The sequence below is a fragment of the Microcystis sp. LE19-84.1B genome, from assembly GCF_027531875.1.
In the GTDB taxonomy this organism is placed as follows: domain Bacteria; phylum Cyanobacteriota; class Cyanobacteriia; order Cyanobacteriales; family Microcystaceae; genus Microcystis; species Microcystis panniformis.
This window is the reverse complement of the sequence record NZ_JAPZSR010000086.1, coordinates 17,114-31,733: the sequence shown is the minus strand read 5'-3', so window position 1 is coordinate 31,733 and position 14,620 is coordinate 17,114. Positions and strand designations below refer to the sequence as shown.

At 41.6% G+C, this 14,620-nt stretch carries 17 protein-coding genes; 13 read left to right on the top strand and 4 right to left on the bottom strand.

Translation table 11 applies throughout. From position 1 onward, the window contains the following. Window positions 1-199 (bottom strand): hypothetical protein (locus O9324_RS05240; protein ID WP_288139634.1); only part of this gene is annotated, 199 nt, incomplete at its 3' end. 329 nt (window positions 200-528) lie between these two features. Continuing rightward, window positions 529-1,893, bottom strand: a complete 1,365-nt coding sequence (locus tag O9324_RS05235; RefSeq protein WP_288139633.1) for a sensor histidine kinase — start codon at window positions 1,891-1,893, stop codon at window positions 529-531. A 45-nt stretch (window positions 1,894-1,938) separates the two neighbouring features. On the opposite strand from O9324_RS05235, the gene O9324_RS05230 reads away from it, so the two are divergent. Both O9324_RS05230 and O9324_RS05225 read left to right on the top strand, forming a co-directional pair. Continuing rightward, the gene (locus O9324_RS05230) at window positions 1,939-2,631 is read left to right on the top strand and encodes a response regulator transcription factor (protein ID WP_002758477.1); all 693 of its coding nucleotides are present in this window, start codon (window positions 1,939-1,941) and stop codon (window positions 2,629-2,631) included. Window positions 2,632-3,003: 372 nt separating this feature from the next. Continuing rightward, window positions 3,004-3,306 carry a hypothetical protein gene (locus tag O9324_RS05225; RefSeq protein WP_002771893.1) on the top strand — a complete coding sequence of 101 codons (303 nt, stop codon included), beginning with the start codon at window positions 3,004-3,006 and terminating at the stop codon, window positions 3,304-3,306. A gap of 57 nt (window positions 3,307-3,363) precedes the next feature. On the opposite strand, the gene O9324_RS05220 is transcribed toward O9324_RS05225, so the two are convergent. Further along, the gene (locus O9324_RS05220) at window positions 3,364-3,852 is read right to left on the bottom strand and encodes a helix-turn-helix domain-containing protein (protein ID WP_288139632.1); all 489 of its coding nucleotides are present in this window, start codon (window positions 3,850-3,852) and stop codon (window positions 3,364-3,366) included. Between the two features lie 161 nt (window positions 3,853-4,013). Between O9324_RS05220 and O9324_RS05215 the strand changes: the two genes are divergently transcribed. From O9324_RS05215 to O9324_RS05180, 8 genes are all read left to right on the top strand, one after another. Continuing rightward, on the top strand, window positions 4,014-5,165 hold the full coding sequence (locus O9324_RS05215) for a HesA/MoeB/ThiF family protein (protein ID WP_024971250.1): 1,152 nt from the start codon (window positions 4,014-4,016) through the stop codon (window positions 5,163-5,165). Between the two features lie 8 nt (window positions 5,166-5,173). Then, window positions 5,174-5,425 (top strand): ubiquitin family protein, encoded by a 252-nt coding sequence (locus tag O9324_RS05210; protein WP_004158139.1) that lies wholly within the window; start codon window positions 5,174-5,176, stop codon window positions 5,423-5,425. Between the two features lie 2 nt (window positions 5,426-5,427). Beyond that, the gene (locus O9324_RS05205; protein ID WP_288139631.1) at window positions 5,428-5,934 is read left to right on the top strand and encodes a ubiquitin-conjugating enzyme E2; all 507 of its coding nucleotides are present in this window, start codon (window positions 5,428-5,430) and stop codon (window positions 5,932-5,934) included. 87 nt (window positions 5,935-6,021) lie between these two features. Beyond that, window positions 6,022-7,347, top strand: coding sequence for a Mov34/MPN/PAD-1 family protein (locus tag O9324_RS05200; RefSeq protein ID WP_288139630.1), 1,326 nt, complete (start codon window positions 6,022-6,024; stop codon window positions 7,345-7,347). Between the two features lie 181 nt (window positions 7,348-7,528). Next, window positions 7,529-7,804, top strand: a complete 276-nt coding sequence (locus tag O9324_RS05195) for a hypothetical protein (protein ID WP_223212311.1) — start codon at window positions 7,529-7,531, stop codon at window positions 7,802-7,804. Between the two features lie 16 nt (window positions 7,805-7,820). Beyond that, window positions 7,821-8,363 (top strand): hypothetical protein, encoded by a 543-nt coding sequence (locus O9324_RS05190; protein ID WP_288139629.1) that lies wholly within the window; start codon window positions 7,821-7,823, stop codon window positions 8,361-8,363. Between the two features lie 30 nt (window positions 8,364-8,393). Continuing rightward, window positions 8,394-8,996: a hypothetical protein gene (locus O9324_RS05185; RefSeq protein ID WP_288139628.1), complete on the top strand. Its 603-nt coding sequence runs from the start codon at window positions 8,394-8,396 to the stop codon at window positions 8,994-8,996. A 176-nt stretch (window positions 8,997-9,172) separates the two neighbouring features. Then, window positions 9,173-9,736, top strand: a complete 564-nt coding sequence (locus O9324_RS05180) for a Uma2 family endonuclease (RefSeq protein ID WP_002771891.1) — start codon at window positions 9,173-9,175, stop codon at window positions 9,734-9,736. A 25-nt stretch (window positions 9,737-9,761) separates the two neighbouring features. On the opposite strand, the gene O9324_RS05175 is transcribed toward O9324_RS05180, so the two are convergent. Then, on the bottom strand, window positions 9,762-10,421 hold the full coding sequence (locus O9324_RS05175) for an SDR family oxidoreductase (protein ID WP_185241040.1): 660 nt from the start codon (window positions 10,419-10,421) through the stop codon (window positions 9,762-9,764). A 124-nt stretch (window positions 10,422-10,545) separates the two neighbouring features. Here O9324_RS05175 and O9324_RS05170 point away from each other — a divergent pair, with 124 nt between their 5' ends. From O9324_RS05170 to O9324_RS05160, 3 genes are all read left to right on the top strand, one after another. Continuing rightward, the gene (locus tag O9324_RS05170; protein WP_288139627.1) at window positions 10,546-11,250 is read left to right on the top strand and encodes a DUF1997 domain-containing protein; all 705 of its coding nucleotides are present in this window, start codon (window positions 10,546-10,548) and stop codon (window positions 11,248-11,250) included. A 152-nt stretch (window positions 11,251-11,402) separates the two neighbouring features. After that, window positions 11,403-13,196: a translational GTPase TypA gene (typA, locus tag O9324_RS05165; protein WP_002740401.1), complete on the top strand. Its 1,794-nt coding sequence runs from the start codon at window positions 11,403-11,405 to the stop codon at window positions 13,194-13,196. Window positions 13,197-13,400: 204 nt separating this feature from the next. Beyond that, entirely contained in the window at window positions 13,401-14,372 is a 972-nt protein-coding gene (locus O9324_RS05160; protein WP_271989451.1) for a ribose-phosphate pyrophosphokinase, read from the top strand. Window positions 14,373-14,620 lie beyond the last annotated feature (248 nt).

Here is a 14,620-nt window from a genome sequence, read left to right as displayed (position 1 = left end):
CTCTACTCCAGATACAGTCAACGGTACAGCCATTTTCAAGTAAAAAATGTACCCAGTAGCCTCTTTTCAATTTTTTCTTAGAAGCGACCTGCAGTAAGGGTTTTGTTAATTTTTTAGTATTTATGTATGGGGGAAGTCCAGAAATATAGGCTTTTTTGGCGGTAAAAGCCCTATTTTTGCCTAAAAGTTGCCATGCCATCAACCCGGAGTGAGTTGATTCTGGACTAATTCCGGCTGCGATCACGCACTGGTGGCGGTTTCAGGATCGATCGAGATTGGACTTTGCGATCGATTTATCTAGAAGATAAGTAGGTAGGTGTTAAAAGTTGTCAGACACCCCCCTTATCAAGGGGAGCAGGGGGGATCGGCACCCCCCTTATCAAGGGGGGATTAAGGGGGGATCAGAGGCAAAATCTATCTTCAATTTAATTATAACTACTTACTTAAAAATTCTTCTTTGCTTTCGTCCCATTTCGGAAGAAAGAAAGTTACATTCTTTTCGTAATTTTTAGACCGCTCAAGCTGAAACTAAGGTGAAATCGGCAGTTTGACAGTAAAGCTTGTTCCCTTATCCACTTGGCTATCTAGGGCGATTTCGCCACGGTGGAGTTCGACGCATTTTTTAACCACTGCTAACCCCAATCCCGTGCCGATAATATTTTCCACATTCTGACCCCGATAAAAGGGTTCATAGATCTTACCTCTATCTTCCTCGGCAATCCCGATCCCGTGATCCTGGACTTGAAAAAAAATGCGATCGCTATCTTTCCACAAAATCAAACTAATCCCTGCTCCCGTGGGGGAATATTTAATCGCATTTAAGAGTAAATTACTTAAAATCGAGTAGAGCAGTTTCTCATCTAGATAGGGACGAATCATCAATCCCTGACTGACAAATTTAATCGGCGTATTATTTTTATTAATAAATTGAAAATCCTCGACCAAATTTAAACAAAAAGCTTCAATATCGAGCGGCTCTAGTTGACAACTGAGATTGCCAGATTCTGCCCTAGTTAAAATCAAAATATCTGTTAAGAATTGATTCATTAGCTTGACAGAAGACTGGATTCTATATAGGTTTTTTCTGCTCGACTGATCTGCATCTTTTAAGCCATTTTCTAATAACTGCGAGGCAGAAAGAATCACGGTTAAAGGGGTTCGGAATTCATGGGATATCATGGAAAAAAGCTGAATTTTTAGATCAGAAATTTCTTTTTCTTGTAGTAATAATTGGTGAATTTTTTCACTGTTTTGTCGCCGTTTCTCTTGCCAAAAAACTAAAAAATAAACTCCGCAAATAATCCCAAAGCTAGTAAAAGTTCCCAGTAAACCCAACAGAGAATTTTCGCGGATACTATCCCTAGAACTAGCAATGCTACTTCTTAAATTCCTTTTCTGACTAGCTTGTAAATAGATAAGAAGATTTTGAAACTTATCCCGAATCTGGACACTTTTAACCGTGATTGCATCTTGAGAAATATCATCAGATCGATCGGATTTATAGGTAGCGATCGATTGATTAAATAGAGCAATTCGCCGATACATTAAATCCCCGATCTGAGTCACCATTTCCCGCTCGAAATCTGTGCCGTTTTCTAATTGTTTAGCCAGGAGTTGCCAGTTAGATTGCATCAAAGCGATCGCCCGACGATGACGGCCCAATTCACTGGGGCTGCCAGTTTTGATATAACCCCGTCTTCCCGATTCGGCCACCGCCATGTTAGCGTAAAGATTACTGAGATTATCGATAATCTCGTAGGTAACTTCCACCTCGGCAGCGCGCTGACGCAGAGCGAGGGTATTGCGATAGGAAACTAGGCTAATAGTTCCCATCAATAAGACAGTTAGCCCGAAACCTCCCGCGATCCATTTTCCTTGTTTGAGCCAATTCATCAGGAGTTAACCGACGCTATTTCCAGCTTACTCTATGTCTAGACCATGCGAATTTTAGTAGTAGAAGATGATATGCAACTAGCCGAGATTTTGCGAGAGGCCTTGAGCGAGCGACAATACGTTGTTGATGTGGCTAGAGACGGAGAAGAAGGCTGGAATTGGCTAGAATTAGGCAAATATGATCTTTTAGTTCTCGATGTCACCCTGCCAAAATTAAGCGGAACTTTACTCTGTCAACGTCTGCGACGAGCGGAATCCCATCATCCCGTCTCTGCTAATGCCACCGTTCCCGTCCTATTATTAACCGCAAGGGATACGGTAATCGATAAAATCGACGGATTAGACGCAGGGGCCGATGATTATGTCACTAAACCCTTCGATTTGGGCGAATTAATGGCGCGGATTCGGGCCTTGATCCGACGTGGCAGCAGTACCAGCAGTGTTTTATTATCTTGGGGGGGTTTGCAGTTAAATCCCAGTACCCACGAGGCCAGTTATAACGGTCAACTTCTTTCCCTCACCCCCAAGGAATTCGCTCTCTTAGAATTACTTGTTACCCATGGGCGCCGGGTCTTAAGTCGATCGGGTATTATTGAGCGAGTTTGGTCTTTGGACGATTCTCCAGCCGAGGAAACCGTTACTTCCCATATTCGCGGTCTTCGTCACAAGCTAAAATCCCTGGGTGCGCCGGAAGACTTTATTGAAACCGTTCACGGTCTTGGTTATCGCTTGAAGTAATGCCAAATCCGGTTATTAAAAACTGATTATTTATTCACCCTTTTGCAGGAGTGCCTCTGCTGATATGTAGCCCACTACTCAACGGATTTAATAAGTAGGGAGGCACAATTATTTGTAGGATGGGTTAGCGGTAGCGTAAACTATGCGGGCGTTGGGTTTCATGCTTCAACCCAACCTACGTCCTCAACGGATTTAGTATAATATCTGCCTTTAGATAGTGGACAAAATCATTTCTGCACGAAATCTGCACAAAGTTTGCAGAGGGTTTCCATAATCACCCGTTAAATTAGAGAGTTAGACAGGTGCGGGACTTCTAAGACAATCAGAGCGGTCAAACCTGTGACTTTCCTCTCCTAAAAGGGGCTGCTTGAAATGATTTACACGCGATTTGACTATCACGGTTGGCAGATTGAATTGAGCGCAGAAATGCAGGGTTATTCTTTTCAATGTTGGCGAGTGGATGGCAGGGAAGGAATTAGCAATCGCCTAGTTTATGCCACCTGCGAACAAGCTTTAGCGGCTGCCCGACACCGAGCGGATCTAGAGTCCGCTTGTCTTGCCCTACTGCGATTTCTCAATGATATCGGCGGCCGGAATTATTATCTCACCCGCGATGATCGCGATGCTCTTAGCCAGTCGATTTTAGAATATGCCCGTCTAGGTGGTGTTTCCTAATTTCTTCCCGGGAAGTTTTCCCCTGATTATGAACATGATCATCATTCAAACGCTTAATCAAGTATCCATTTTCTCAGCGTCTTGACTTTTTTCTGATTCATTTTGATAACTACCATTATTATTTGAGGTAGGGATGGCAAGATTAAAATGAATAACGACTTGAGTTGTTTCTACAGTCACATTAGTTATATTAGCCACACTTTGCTCAGGTAAAAGCTTAGTCATCGGAATTTGAGCAGAAGGATGTTTATAACCTGCTTCTTCTAACCATTGGGTAATATTACGCCAATTATCAATACGTCCGTTATTCTTATCCAGTAAATTCTTAACATAACGATACACCGTAGCACAAAGATCCGTCTCTACCCCGTTAGGGTTTTTATGGAGTTTTTCAGCGATTTCTGAGGGACTACAGCCACACAGTAGGCCACGCAGATGAGTTTTTTCCACAGGGGTTAGGGGTTTTCCTTTGGCGAAGGTGAGATCAGCGTAGAGGGTTTGTAAGTCCCACTGTTGGGCTGCTTGAGTAAATGGCTCATTGTGCATTGTTGTTACATCCTGATAAACTCCTGATAGCATCTTAGTAAAAAATCTGATATTTGTTAGCATTTACCCTGATATTTTTCTGAAATCATGGAGTAGTATATCAGTATAGGCACTGAATAAAATCAGTAAACAGCCTATATTTCTCAGTGTTCTTAGAGTATATGGAATGGACTGATGTATCTCTACCGCCAGATGAACGATATTCCCGACATGGCCTAATCGATTGGTGGAATCAAGATAAACTTACCCGTGCAAACGTATTAGTTGTTGGGGCGGGTGCTTTAGGGAATGAGGTACTGAAAAATCTGGCTTTAATTGGCGTTGGCCATATCACTGTCATTGATTTTGATGTTGTATCAATTACTAATTTGACTCGTTCTGTTTTGTTTAGAGAGTCAGACGTAAATCAGCCTAAAGTCGAAGTAGCCCGTCGCATGATACTAGAGATTAATCCCGACATATCAGTGAGAGCAATTCAGGGAGATTTAGAGTTTGATCTTGGTGTCGGGAATGTGCGGGAACATGACATTATTATTGGTTGTTTAGACAGTATTAATGCTCGTTGGGCAATTAATAACATGGCCTATCGTGCGGGGATTCCGTGGATTAATGGGGGAATTGGTGTGGTTAATGGAGAAATCAGTTTCTTCGATCCTAACACCGATGCTGCTTGTTATGAATGTACCATTACAGATCGGATGTGGAAACGCCGAAACCAGCGATATTCTTGTCAAGGTTTAAAACGGGATCTCCCAGAGAAATCAATGCCCACAACCGCGACAATTGCTTCCATTATTGCGGCAATGGAAGTTCAACAGGCTTTACTTTATTTACACCAAAAAGAGGGGGTATTAGAAGCAGGAGAAAAGCTTTTTTTGAACTTAAATCCTTGGAATGCCTTTAAGGTCAAAATTCCTCGTCAAGAGTATTGTTTAGCCCATGATTTAACCCTTGAACCGAGTATTAAGTTAACTTATTCACCAAGTTTAACGGTTGAGGAAATTCTTAAACAGTTAGATGTGTCTGGATTTTCTGATTCGGTGCTTTGGCTACGAAATGAAGTCATTGATAGGATGCAATGCTTAAATTGTGGTGATCAAGAACCGATCAACATTCCTCGTTCTCAGTTTGCTGAAAGAGATATTGTATGTCCTAACTGTCAACAAGAAAGACAGATTCAGATATTAGATAAATTCTCTTTAGCAACTACCCAAAACCCTATTAACCTTGAACAATTATGTCTTCCTCATAACGAGATTCTACATTGCGAGACATCCCAAGGTCGAATATCAATTCAATTTTGCCCAACATAGGAGGAACTATGAGCGATTTATCTGTTACCGTTCGTATGGCAGATGGAACCCGTAAAGCTGCTGTAACTTTACCTGCCACTTTGACAGTAGATCAAATTGTTTCTACTACTCAATCCAAATGGAATTTACCTGCTAATGTTGATTATGCAGTGCGTTTACAGAGTACAGGTCAACAATTAGAAGGAGCAACCAGTTTGGCTTCAGCAGGGGTTCAAAATGATGATGTTTTAGAAGTTTATCCTATCTTAGAGGCGGGTTAATTATGGGTGTTAGAGAAACAAGGCTAACCAATGATTTACGACAAGTCTCAGAATTAATTGCGAATTCTGGCGGTAGTTTAAAACTGATTTCTAAAACAGGAAATCCCCCCTATGAATATATCATCGAATACCGATGTAAGGGGATAGAACAAGTTAATGGGAATAATCCTGTTTATCGCAATACTCATCAGGTAAAAATCATACTAGGAACTAATTATCCTAGAGAAAAACCCGATGCAAAGTTTTTAACACCCATTTTTCATCCTAATGTTTTTTCTAACCAAAATGTCTGTCTAGGAAGTTATTGGACACCGGGGGAAACCGTAACCGAGTTAATTTTGAGAATTGGCAAAATTATTCAATACTCTAAAGATGTCCTAAATTTAAACAGTCCTGCTAATAGTACAGCAAAAACTTGGGCTAGTAATAATATGTCAAGGTTTCCCGTTGATACCCAAACCTTAAAAGTTAATTTTGGTTGGACTGATATCAGTTGGACTGATGTTTAGATGGTAAAAGAATGGGCAATTTTCTTAGATGATTGCCCTCAATGTCCGTAAAAACTTTTTTGCTCACTATTCCATAGGTAAATTATCATGTCTAACCGAGAAGAAATAAATATCGTCTGGCAAGAAAGCGATGATGTTTATAAACCAATTCCTAAAAATCTCAGTGATTTTATGGAACAAAAAGGTATTAATCGTCAACCTGAAGGAAGCGTACATAGAGTATATATTAATGCCGATGCTCTAAGCAATCTAAAAGATCATTTAAAATCTAACCTAAGAGTTGAACAAGGGGGAATTCTTTTCGGGAATGCCTATGAAGATACTGAGTTAGAAATCTATGTTGATATTACCGCAGCCGTAGCTGCCCCTGCTACTGTTGGCACAGGCGCACATTTAGATTTTACCCCTAATTCTTGGACGGGAATTATGGACTATGCTAAGGCACAACATCCAGACGATAATATTGTGGGTTGGTATCACTCTCATCCTAATCTGAGGGCTTTTATGTCTGGGACAGATATGAACACGCAACAGGCATTTTTTTATCATCCTTGGTGCTTATCTATTGTTTATGATCCCTGTCGTGAAGACATGAAATTTTTTCTGGGAAGAACGGCTCAACAAATTCAACCTAAAATTTATGGAAATGTTGGGGCTAATTTACGAAAAAGAAAAAGAAATGATAATGTTAATATATCCTCTGAAAATTCAGCCATAACTTGGCAAGATGGATCAACAAAAAATCGAAGAATACCTAGAAAAAAAATAGATATAATTCAATTTCTGATGTTCTTGGGAATTGTTGTTATTGTCCTACTCCTACTTGCTAATTTACCAGGTTTAGGGAATATTTTTAACAGTCAACAACATAACTCTCCGTTTGAATTTTACATAGAAGAAATGTCATCAAAAGATTTTCAAAACCTAAGGGAGTTAAGCGATAGCCACCCAGAGTATCTTAAGTCTTCTGTTTTTAAAGGTGGGGATAAGCTTGGTAGTGGTGGAAGAGTTAAACTGCTTGTCGCTAAACCCTCACAAAAACAGTCAATTCAATCGGTTGATTTAAAATATCAAGAAATTGATTTATCTCGAAAAATGGATATCGTCGATGCTCGATCTATTTTTCATCCTCATTTTGATACTTACTTTCAAGGAAGTAATTTTCAAAATGGAAGTAATTTCCAAAATGGAAGTATTCCTATATCAGTCGGAGAGAATGCTGATAAAGGCTTTATTTTCTTTATGTATAGCTACAATTCAAATCCCAATCAAGAAGATTTAGGAAAAAGTGTAGAAAGTGTAGATAGCGTTATTTACATACCCAATCGTATTGAATATCTAACTAAAAACACTTCTCATCTACAAAGAATCAGGGAGGGATTAAAAGAATCAGGAAGGGATTATTATGAGTAACAATAACAGTAATTCTGGATGTTCTGGTTGGCTTGGTATCATATGTCTTCTAGCTTTAATTGCATGGTTTCCGATTGGGTGGATAATCCTTGCTATATTAATCGTAATAGGTGCTATTAGCAATAATAGCTCTAGTAGGAACAGTAGCAATTCTCAGTCGTCACCATCAACTTCATCTTCTTTGGCTAACAAAAATGTTGTTCCTATACCTGATGATCTTAATAATATTCTGATTGATATAAGTCAGGGAGAAATTAGAGATATGATTAGTCAAGAACCCTTTCGGCCTGGAGAAAAAGTTTATCTATGTTCAGTCCACCGATTAGCTTACCATGAAGATAGTTGGCAATATAATAATTGTCAATGTAGTTCCTGTGGTCATGGAAACAGCACTAAAGCTTATACTGTGCCTAGTCCCATTGATTTAAGACAAATTAAATGGGAAGATCGTGGATAATTAATAGGTTATCTCTATGTTTTGGTTAGTTGCTGTTGGATGTATTTTTATTGCTGGAATTATTATTTATTGTTTTAATAAAGCCAACGGTTCGAGACTACCTTCCCACCCCTCCTCAATTAGATGGCGAGATATTTCCACATCATCATCTAATCGACCTACTCCCACACCTGATCAATCTTCAATAGTATGGCGGGATATTCCTCCCGAATTATCTAATTCTAACCCACAAGAATTTACTTTACCTGAGTTTGAATTAGTTGAAGTATGGGAATCAAACGATTTTTTAGAAGATTCATCTAATGATCATTCTACGAATAACAATACTGCCTTTTTAGATACTGACTATAATCCCACCATTCAAGAATTATTAAAATCAGTCATTGGTTCAAGGGATCTCTTAACTCAAGAAGAATTTCGACCTAGGCAACAGGTTTATTTCTGTAGTAACTGTACTCTAGCTCATCGTCAAGAGAGTTGGCAAGAAAGTGGAAATAGGTGTAATCAATGTGGAAGTAGTGAACACACTCAATTATATACTTTACCTGATAATAATTAATTTAATTTGACTTAAAAAAGGAACCCAAAAATGAAGGAAATTTACGGCATTGAACCTGATTTATGTATTCACAATCCAGCGTTAATCCTAGATTTCGGTAAAGATATTATTTTACCTCAATATTTCTATGATCAACTTAAACATCTTCAAGCGGGTAATTATTATGAAGCAACCGAATCAGCTAATCAAATTTTTCAATCTTTACAACCCATTGAAGAATTAGACAATATTCTTGCTTTTAAAACACATCAAAACGGGTTCATTTACTTTCTAAATCAAGAAATTAGTGTGAACAACACTGAATTTACCGAAGATCAATTTGATCTTAGCAAACCCTTACATCGATATTTATTAAGTTTATTGAGTTTTTCCCGATTATTAGAAACTTCCACTACTTTTTTGATCAATTCATCCGCACTAATCTCAAAATGTACTCTGTTAAAATTTGGCTTAGTTAATGTTAGCGATTTTTCCCATTACAGTGAGTCATGGCTAAACGCAGACCTGCTTTTATCAATTGAATCTAAACTTACTGCGGTAACTCCCAGAAGAGAAATTACAGAAATTGAATGGACTGATGATCCGGAGATAATCGGTCAGTTTATTCCTAATATTTCTTGGCAAGATTTGTAAAGTGGCGTTGTCAGATCAGAATATGAAAGATGCAATGCAATCCTTGCTATCAAAGTAATTTGAGTTCCCATCTGATTCGGATTATCTTTCAATTTGACAACGCCCCGTTTTTGATCTTCTCTGCTTGGAGAAATTGCGATAAAATTAACGATCATAGCGATCAATAAAAAAATTTTATGGTTGTCACTGTTAATAATTCCCTGACACTAAGGGAATTTCTACAATTACCAGAAACTAAACCCGCCAAGGAATTTATTGACGGTCAAATTATTCCTAAACCAATGCCCCAAGGTAAACATAGCACTATTCAAGGTGATTTAGTTCCAGCTATTAACGCTAGTCTAAAACCCCAACGAATTGCCCGTGCCTATCCTGAATTGCGTTGTACTTTTGGCAGTCGTTCTCTAGTTCCTGATGTTTCAGTTTTTCTCTGGGAAAATATTCCCCGCGATGGCGAGGGAAAAGTATTAAATAATTTTGCGATCGCTCCTGACTGGTTGATTGAAATTCTCTCTCCCGATCAAAATCAGACTAAAGTTGTTAAAAATATTCTTTATTGTCTGGATCACGGCACTCAAATGGGGTGGTTAATCGATCCAGAAGAAGAAATTATCTTTGTTTATTTTAGTGATCGAACTATCGCTATTTTTGAATCAGAAAATGCTCTTTTACCCGTCCCCGCTTTTGCTACGAATTTTCAAATCACCCTCGGTCAATTATTTGACTGGTTAAGAGGTTAACTGATAACTGATAACTGATAACTGTTTAGCCGACACTTTGAAACAATTGGGTCCAATCGAGATTGGGTGCGTCTGAGGGGGCAACAATTTCGATAATTTTATTGTTAGCGGCGGGATAAAATAAGGATTCTACGCAAACCGAGGCCACTTTTGTGCGGGGAATATTGCCCTCAGAAAGGGTATCGGCGGATGACATTTTAATGGCATTAAGATTATCCTCGTTTTTAAGGCCTCCAGGGCGCACAATCGTGTAGGTTAGTCCACTATTGATTAAATAGTCTTCCGCTTGTTTTTTCCAGAATAAAATTAACCAAAAGAGATTGAGGGGATGGAAAAAGTTCGATACACAGAGGGAAGTAACGAGAACAAAATGCTCGATTCCTTTCTTTTTTGCGGCATCGATGAGATTTTTAGTTCCCAAGTAGTCCACTAACAAAGGTTCCGTGGGATTAAAACTCGGTCTGGCTCCCGTGGCGCATAGCAAAACGCTACAATCAGCGATTAGTGCCTCTAACTTATCGGCCTGTTGGACATCTCCGACGACGATTTCCACCCCTGCGGGCAAAATTTCCGCCGCTTTCTCTGGGTTTCTCACCAAAGCACGCACGGGAATCTGACGTTCGACTAATTGGGCAACGATTCTCCGTCCCGTTTCCCCTGTGGCTCCTGCTACAAATGCTTTCATCGCTTCTTCACCTAATAGTTTTTAACAATACGTTACACTAATCTCGATTCTACAAATTTCCCTGATCCTTTGGCGGTTAATCCCCAAATGTTTCTAGCACTATCATTTGCCAGGTTTATAAGTCATGCAGCGTCCCCCCATTAACTCCCTAGCTCGCGAATCTGTAGAAGTCAAAGAAGACAATCAATTTCTCGGTTTTCAAACCCATTTTGCTGGATGTATGGATATGTATAGCAATCAGGACAAGGTTGCCGATTATCTGGGCGCTCACGAAGGTTGGTTTTGTCGTTGTGCCGAACCGATGAAAACTCTGCCCTTCGGTGACAATGGTTATATTATCACCATCGGGAAATATGGTGCTTTTGGCTATGAACTGGAGCCGAAAATCGCTGTGGTTCTGGAGCTGCCCGTCAATGGAGTCTATCATACTCGCAGTGTTCCCATTCCCGATCAACCGTTTTTGGGCTATCTAGTGGATTATCAGGCAATTATGAAACTAGAGGAAATGCCGCTATCTTCTCCTAGTCAGGAAATTGAGGCAATTTTTCGGCAACAGGGACGGGAAATTCCGGCGGTTATCACCCAAGTCACCTGGGAACTGCGTATGGATGTTATGGTTAAGTTTCCCAAGTTTATTCATAAAATTCCCCGTCCCATTCTCCAAAAAACCGGTGACAAACTGTTGACACAAATTGTTCGCCAAGTTTCCCCCCGCTTAACCTACAAAGTTCAAGAGGATTTTCACTCTAGCTTTAATTTACCCCTACCCCCTGCCTCCAGTCGTCTTTTCTATCGTCTCGACTCCTGCGAGGGTGGGTTGCTTGCCTAGGGTTTGGGGATTCTGTAAACAGTAATCAGTAGAGCTTGCTGATGGGAAATCAAGGAAAAATAAAGATTTGCTAACGGTGCTGGTCAGTCTAAGCTAGAATTATTAAGAAATGTTTACCCGTAAAAATAAACCTAAGACTACTTCAATATTTTATGTCTCTGCCTATTCGTAACGTTGCTATCATTGCTCACGTTGACCACGGGAAAACCACCCTCGTCGATGCACTCCTCAAACAGTCGGGGATCTTTCGAGAAGGGGAAGATGTACCCACCTGCGTCATGGATTCCAATGACCTCGAAAGAGAACGCGGTATCACCATTCTGGCCAAAAACACCGCCGTTCGTTACCAAGACACCCTGATTAACATCGTCGATACTCCCGGTCACGCCGACTTTGGTGGCGAAGTGGAACGGGTTTTAGGTATGGTGGACGGTTGTATCCTGATTGTCGATGCTAACGAGGGGCCGATGCCCCAGACGCGTTTTGTGCTGAAAAAAGCCCTAGAAAAGGGATTAAGACCGATTGTCGTGGTTAATAAAATCGATCGCCCTAACGTGGATCCTAACCTAGCCGTGGACAAAGTTTTCGATCTGTTTGTGGAACTGGGTGCCGATGACGACCAATGTGATTTTACTACTCTGTTCGCTTCCGGGATGCAAGGATTCGCCAAAGAAAGCCTCGAAGACGAAGACAAAGATATGCAGCCCCTGTTTGAGGCGATTTTACACCACGTTCCACCACCGGCCGGGGACGTTAACAAACCCCTACAGTTGCAAGTAACCACCCTCGATTACTCGGAATACTTAGGACGCATCGTTATCGGCCGCATCCATAACGGCGTAATTAAAGCCGGTCAACAGGCCGCTTTAGTAAAGGATACGGGCGCAATTGTCAAGGGTAAAATAACAAAACTTCTTGGTTTTGAAGGCCTCAAACGGGTGGAACTAAACGAGTCCAGCGCCGGTAATATCGTTGCTGTGGCTGGTTTTGCTGACGCTAACATCGGGGAAACGGTAACTTTAGCCGATGACCCGCAAGCTTTACCCCTAATTAAAGTCGATGAACCGACCCTACAAATGACCTTCTCGGTTAACGATTCTCCCTTTGCCGGTCAGGAAGGCACTTTTGTCACCTCGCGGCAAATTCGCGATCGTCTGATGCGAGAATTAGAAACTAACGTCGCTCTGCGGGTGGAAGAAAGTGATTCTGCCGAGAAATTCCTAGTTTCGGGACGGGGAGAACTGCATTTAGGCATTCTCATCGAAACCATGCGTCGGGAAGGCTACGAATTCCAAGTATCGCAGCCGCAGGTTATCTATCGGGAAATAAACGGTCAACCCTGCGAACCCTACGAATACCTCGTTTTAGATGTACCCGAAGAAGCGGTAGGTTCCAGTATCGAACGTCTCGGCCAACGGAAAGGGGAAATGCAGGATATGCAGACGGGCAGCAATGGCCGTACTCAATTGGAATTCGTGATTCCGGCCCGGGGTTTAATCGGTTTCCGGGGGGAATTTATCCGTCTGAGTCGCGGTGAGGGGATTATGAACCATAGTTTTCTCGAATATCGTCCTTTTTCCGGGGAATTAGCCACCCGTTACAATGGCGTGATTACTGCCTTTGAGGAAGGAGTCGCCACTTTCTACTCCCTCAAAAACGCCGAGGACCGGGGGGTATTCTTTATTACTCCGGGGACAAAAGTGTACAAAAACATGATTATCGGCGAAAGTAACCGGCCCCAAGACGTGGAGATTAATATCTGCAAAACTAAACAGTTAACTAACCATCGTTCCGCCACCGGGGATGAATTGGTTCAGTTACAATCCCCCGTGGATATGAGTCTCGAACGCGCCCTCGAATACATTGGACCAGATGAGTTGGTAGAAATTACCCCGAAATCGATCCGTCTGCGTAAATTACCGGTGAAAAAGTTAGCCAAACGTTAATCGGTTTTGACAAAATCCGGCGGCAATTTGGCCATGGCAATTGCCGCTAAAAGGGGCCGCAACGACTGGAAGATGATCGGTAATTGGTTAAGATTGAGATCTAACAAAGAAATCCACTCAGATTTTCAACAAAACTGAGATGATAGAAAAAAGTGCCTTGAGTTTGAGGGTAAAGAATCTGCTGTGAGCTATTCTGCTACTTTGATGCGACATCCGATGTTTCCCGCCGCGTCGGACAGCAATCGTCTGCGTCTCTTTTCGGGATCCGCTAATGTATCTCTTGCCCAAGAGGTGGCCCGTTATCTGGGTATGGATGTGGGACCGATGATTCGTAAACGTTTCGCCGATGGTGAATTGTACATCCAGATTCAGGAATCGATCCGCGGCTGTGATGTCTATTTAATTCAACCCTGTTGCCATCCCGTCAACGATCACTTGATGGAATTGTTGATCATGATTGATGCCTGTCGTCGTGCTTCTGCCCGACAAATTACCGCCGTAATTCCCTATTATGGTTATGCTCGCGCCGATCGCAAAACCGCCGGACGGGAATCGATCGCAGCTAAACTGGTGGCTAATCTAATCACGGAAGCGGGGGCAAGTCGCGTGTTGGCCATGGATTTGCATTCGGCCCAAATTCAAGGTTATTTCGATATTCCCTTCGATCACGTTTACGGTTCCCCAGTGGTGGTGGACTATCTTCTCAGTAAAAAATTACCCGATATCGTCGTGGTTTCTCCCGATGTGGGTGGGGTGGCTAGGGCGCGGGCTTTTGCCAAAAAACTCGATGATGCACCCCTGGCAATTATTGACAAACGCCGGCAAACCCATAATGTGGCGGAAGTGATGAACTTGATCGGCGATGTTAAGGATAAAACGGCGGTTTTAGTCGATGATATGATCGATACGGCCGGTACGATCGCTCAAGGGGCGCAGTTACTGAAAGATAAGGGGGCGCGACAGGTTTATGCTTGTGCCACCCATCCGGTTTTTTCCGGTCCTGCGATCGAGCGTTTATCCAGTGGCATAGTCGAGGAGGTGATCGTTACTAACACGATTCCCGTGCCGCAAGAACATTTTTTCCCGCAACTAAAAGTCTTGCCGGTTGCCCCGATTCTGGGTGAGGCAATATGGCGCATCCATGAGGACAATTCCGTGAGTAATATGTTCAAATAGATGCTTGAATCCCCCTAGTTTTAGGGGGAATTTTTATATTTAGCCCTTTTCTGTGGAAATGGGGTGGGTTAATGGCAGTATCAACCACTCCATCTGGCTGAGAGAGGGGGAAGGTGTAGAGAGAGAATCGATCGGAAAATTAAATATAGCAATTCTTAAACTTCACTGGTTATTTCACAGTCTTGCCGTACAATGGAGATACAGAACAGTTCTTCCGATAGTTATTGTGTTCTGAGTGGGTGGGTGGA

Coding starts and splice junctions, on each gene's coding strand:
- O9324_RS05230 (WP_002758477.1), top strand. CDS start 1,939: ATGCGAATTTTAGTAGTAGAAGATGATATGCAACTAGCCGAGATTTTG.
- O9324_RS05175 (WP_185241040.1), bottom strand. CDS start 10,421: ATGAAAGCATTTGTAGCAGGAGCCACAGGGGAAACGGGACGGAGAATC.
- O9324_RS05160 (WP_271989451.1), top strand. CDS start 13,401: ATGCGACATCCGATGTTTCCCGCCGCGTCGGACAGCAATCGTCTGCGT.
- O9324_RS05205 (WP_288139631.1), top strand. CDS start 5,428: ATGGGTGTTAGAGAAACAAGGCTAACCAATGATTTACGACAAGTCTCA.
- O9324_RS05190 (WP_288139629.1), top strand. CDS start 7,821: ATGTTTTGGTTAGTTGCTGTTGGATGTATTTTTATTGCTGGAATTATT.
- O9324_RS05215 (WP_024971250.1), top strand. CDS start 4,014: ATGGAATGGACTGATGTATCTCTACCGCCAGATGAACGATATTCCCGA.
- O9324_RS05210 (WP_004158139.1), top strand. CDS start 5,174: ATGAGCGATTTATCTGTTACCGTTCGTATGGCAGATGGAACCCGTAAA.
- O9324_RS05235 (WP_288139633.1), bottom strand. CDS start 1,893: ATGAATTGGCTCAAACAAGGAAAATGGATCGCGGGAGGTTTCGGGCTA.
- O9324_RS05185 (WP_288139628.1), top strand. CDS start 8,394: ATGAAGGAAATTTACGGCATTGAACCTGATTTATGTATTCACAATCCA.
- O9324_RS05200 (WP_288139630.1), top strand. CDS start 6,022: ATGTCTAACCGAGAAGAAATAAATATCGTCTGGCAAGAAAGCGATGAT.
- O9324_RS05225 (WP_002771893.1), top strand. CDS start 3,004: ATGATTTACACGCGATTTGACTATCACGGTTGGCAGATTGAATTGAGC.
- O9324_RS05170 (WP_288139627.1), top strand. CDS start 10,546: ATGCAGCGTCCCCCCATTAACTCCCTAGCTCGCGAATCTGTAGAAGTC.
- O9324_RS05220 (WP_288139632.1), bottom strand. CDS start 3,852: ATGCACAATGAGCCATTTACTCAAGCAGCCCAACAGTGGGACTTACAA.
- typA (WP_002740401.1), top strand. CDS start 11,403: ATGTCTCTGCCTATTCGTAACGTTGCTATCATTGCTCACGTTGACCAC.
- O9324_RS05180 (WP_002771891.1), top strand. CDS start 9,173: ATGGTTGTCACTGTTAATAATTCCCTGACACTAAGGGAATTTCTACAA.